This window comes from Salinisphaera sp. (assembly GCF_035690525.1).
Taxonomy (GTDB): domain Bacteria; phylum Pseudomonadota; class Gammaproteobacteria; order Nevskiales; family Salinisphaeraceae; genus Salinisphaera.
The window spans coordinates 1-3,257 of sequence record NZ_DASSKM010000150.1 but is presented as its reverse complement, the minus strand read 5'-3'; the positions used below and the strand labels follow the sequence as shown (position 1 = coordinate 3,257).

The 3,257-nt window shown below is 64.4% G+C and carries 2 protein-coding genes, 1 tRNA gene and 1 pseudogene; 2 read left to right on the top strand and 2 right to left on the bottom strand.

Translation table 11 applies throughout. From position 1 onward, the window contains the following. Nucleotides 1-241 (top strand): annotated as a pseudogene (locus tag VFJ08_RS11430) (hypothetical protein); the annotation flags it as partial. 144 nt (nt 242-385) lie between these two features. On the opposite strand, the gene VFJ08_RS11425 reads toward VFJ08_RS11430, so the two are convergent. Further along, nucleotides 386-472 (bottom strand) — tRNA-Leu (locus VFJ08_RS11425). A 63-nt stretch (nt 473-535) separates the two neighbouring features. Then, nucleotides 536-2,020, bottom strand: a complete 1,485-nt coding sequence (gene dacB, locus VFJ08_RS11420; protein WP_324997340.1) for a D-alanyl-D-alanine carboxypeptidase/D-alanyl-D-alanine endopeptidase — start codon at nt 2,018-2,020, stop codon at nt 536-538. A gap of 134 nt (nt 2,021-2,154) precedes the next feature. Between dacB and tgt the strand changes: the two genes are divergently transcribed. After that, the coding region (tgt, locus tag VFJ08_RS11415) for a tRNA guanosine(34) transglycosylase Tgt (protein ID WP_324997339.1) at nt 2,155-3,257 on the top strand (1,103 nt) is incomplete at its 3' end.

Sequence of the window (3,257 nt, the reverse complement as noted above, 5' to 3'; positions counted from 1 at the left end):
AATGCTTGACGCTCTGGAACGCCAAGCTGGAATAGAAACCCGGGCGCGCGTGCGTTTTGAACCCGATGCCGCGATCGAATCCATCGTCAACAGCTGGCCGGGGGGCCTTGAGACCAAGCGTTCGCTAGCGCTGGGCTTCGTGGCCGATCGCAACTTCGACAACGTGATTACCGCCTTTACCGAGATAGAAAGGAGAAGTCTGAACTTGTCAGAACAATCAATCCGGATCAGGCGAAAGTAGCGTAACCGTGAGTTGCCGCGTGTCGACGTGGCTCATGTAGCCCGGCTGGGACCGGTATGAGGGCGGCCATAAACAAGACTGGCGTAACTGATTACGTTAAATTTACGAATCGCCATTTTAAATTATTGATTTTTTGGTTATTTATGGTGCCCGGGGCGAGACTCGAACTCGCACTCTGTCACCAGAATCGGATTTTGAGTCCGACGCGTCTACCAGTTCCGCCACCCGGGCACGACGGCGAGCGCGGAGTATACCTGTGCCTGGCCGCCATGCGAAAGTCTGGCCGCCGCGATTTCAGTGCCGGGCGAGGATCGATTCGAGATCGTGCTGATAGGCGGTCACGGTCTCGTGATAGGTGAGATTCGGATCGGCCTGGGTGCCGTTGATGACGATGCCATAGGCTGCGAAGCCGCCGTCCGACAGGCGAAGATAGCCGGCCAGGGCGCGTACCGTCACCGGCTCGGTAAGGGTGCCGGTCTTGGCGACCAGCCGGGTCTCGAAGTCGAAGTTGCCGCGCTTGAGGGTGCGCGAGGGGGCGGAGACCGGTACCGGCAGGCTGCCGTAGAACGCCGGGAACAGGGCGGTCTGATGGAACATGTAGGTCAGCAGCGATACCAAGTCGCGGGCCGAGATGCTGTTGCCCAGCGACAGGCCGCTGCCGCTGTCGAACACGGCCTTGCCCCGGTTTCGTTCGGGATAGGCGAATTCGTTGGCGCGCTCGGACAGGGCCTCGAGCGCCTGCGAAGCGCGCGCCAAGGTGAGCGGGCGGTTGTAGCCGCTGTCGGCCGCCACGTCCAGTGTCAGTGTGTCGGCCATGTAGTTGTTCGAGTAGGCCATCATCGGGATCAACTGCTCGGCCAGTGATTCGCTTTTGACCCGCGCCAGCGTTCTGCCCTCGTGTTCGACGTCGCCGCTGCGCGTGGTGACCGCGCCGGCGATATGAATGCCGGCGTTGGCGAGCATCGCCGAAAGTACGCGCGCGGTTTCGGCCGCGGCGCCGGTGACCGCGCGATGGAAGCGGTACGCCCCGTAACCGACCGGCAGCGAGCCGCGAATATGCAATGTCGAGTACCCGCCGTCGTAAGTGCGCCAGGCGATCATGCCGGCATCGGAGCCCGCCGGGCCGGTTTTGACCCGGTTGTCGATCCGGTAGCCCGGCAGGTCTTCGGGGTACAGTACGACACGGGTCGGCTGGCCGGCGGCCGCGCCGGGATAGACCGTGGCCATGACGGTGCCAAAGTTCACCCCGGCGGACGACAGCGGCGCGCTATAGGAATGCGAGGCGCGCTCGCGGGCATCGCAGCGGTCTTTGATCAAGCAGGGCACGGTGCCCCACAGGCCGTCGTCGACCACCAGATCGCCCGCGACCTGGTCCACGCCGCGCGCCTTGAGCCGCATCACCAGTTCGCGCAGATGCCGGTTATCCAGGGACGGATCGCCGCCGCCGACGAATACCAGGTCGCCGTCGAGCGTGCTATGGCTGATCGCGCCGTGGCTGGCGAAACGCGAGGTGAAACGATGTTCCGGGCCGAACTGCTGCAGGGCGGCGGAGGCCGCGAACAGCTTGCTTACCGAGGCCGGGCGCAGGCGTTGATCGGGGTTGAACGCCGCGATCGTGTGCATATCGCGCAGTCGCACCACGAGCACACTGACATCGGCATGGCGGGCCAGCGCACGCAGATTGTCGAGACCAGCGTTCGAAGCCGCGCAGGTCAGCGAACTCCACAGCAGGGCCGCGACGGCAAACGACAGACCGGACAGACGAACGGTGGACGGCATCAAACGATTCCCCCAAGGCAGCGACGGCGAGCGAGTGGCGGCCAGTCTAGCGACAGCATTGTGCACGGCTCAATTACAGTTTCCTAACAAACCTATATCGACGCGCCGCGCGCGCGCCTCTACACTGCGCCGCCATGATTTACGAAGCCTTGGGCCGGGACGGCGACGCGCGCCGCGGCCGCCTGCATCTGCCGCACGGCACGGTCGAGACGCCGGCGTTCATGCCGGTGGGCACGTACGGCACCGTCAAGAGCATGACGCCGGAGGAATTGACCACGCTGGGCGCCGAAATCGTGCTCGGCAACACCTACCACCTCATGCTCCGGCCGGGCGCCGAGATCGTCGGCGCTCACGGCGGATTGCACGGTTTCATGCACTGGGAGCGCCCGATCCTGACCGATTCCGGCGGGTTTCAGGTCTGGTCGTTGGCCGACATGCGCAAGCTCACCGAGGACGGCGTCGCTTTTCGCTCGCCGTTGGACGGCTCGCGCCAGCACCTCTCGCCCGAGCGCTCGATTGCGGTCCAGCATGCGCTGAACTCGGATATCGTCATGTGCCTGGACGAATGCACCGATTATCCCGTTTCGAAGGGCGATGCGGCCGCGTCGATGCAGCGGTCGATGCGCTGGGCCGCGCGCTGTCGCGACGCCCACGGCGACTCGAACAACAAACTGTTCGGCATCAATCAGGGCAGCGTGTTTCCCGATCTGCGCGCCGAGTCGATGGCCGCGCTGGTGGACATCGGCTTCGACGGCTATGCCATCGGCGGCGTGTCGGTCGGCGAGGGCTGGGATGACAAGGCCGCGGTGCTGGCCGGCGTGTTGCCGAAAACGCCGGCCGATGCGCCGCGCTATCTCATGGGCGTCGGCACGCCGGCGGATCTAGTGGCCTCGGTGGCCTACGGCATCGATATGTTCGACTGCGTCATGCCGACCCGCAACGCCCGCAACGGCTATCTGTTCACCCACGAGGGCGTCATCAAGATCAAGAACGCGGTGCACAAGCACGATACGTCGCCGCTGGACGCCGCCTGCGACTGTTATACCTGTGCCCACTACAGCCGGGCTTATCTGCATCATTTGTATCGTTGCGGCGAGATTCTGGCGGCGCGCCTGAACACCTGGCACAACCTGGCCTACTACCAACGACTGATGCGGCGTGTCCGCGCCGCCATCCAGGCCAGCGATTACGCCGCGTTCATGCGCGATTTCTTCGTCGGGCCCGAAGGCCAGGGCAC

Excerpts from the sequence above, each read along its gene's own strand:
- dacB (WP_324997340.1), bottom strand. The coding sequence starts at position 2,020 with ATGCCGTCCACCGTTCGTCTGTCCGGTCTGTCGTTTGCCGTCGCGGCC.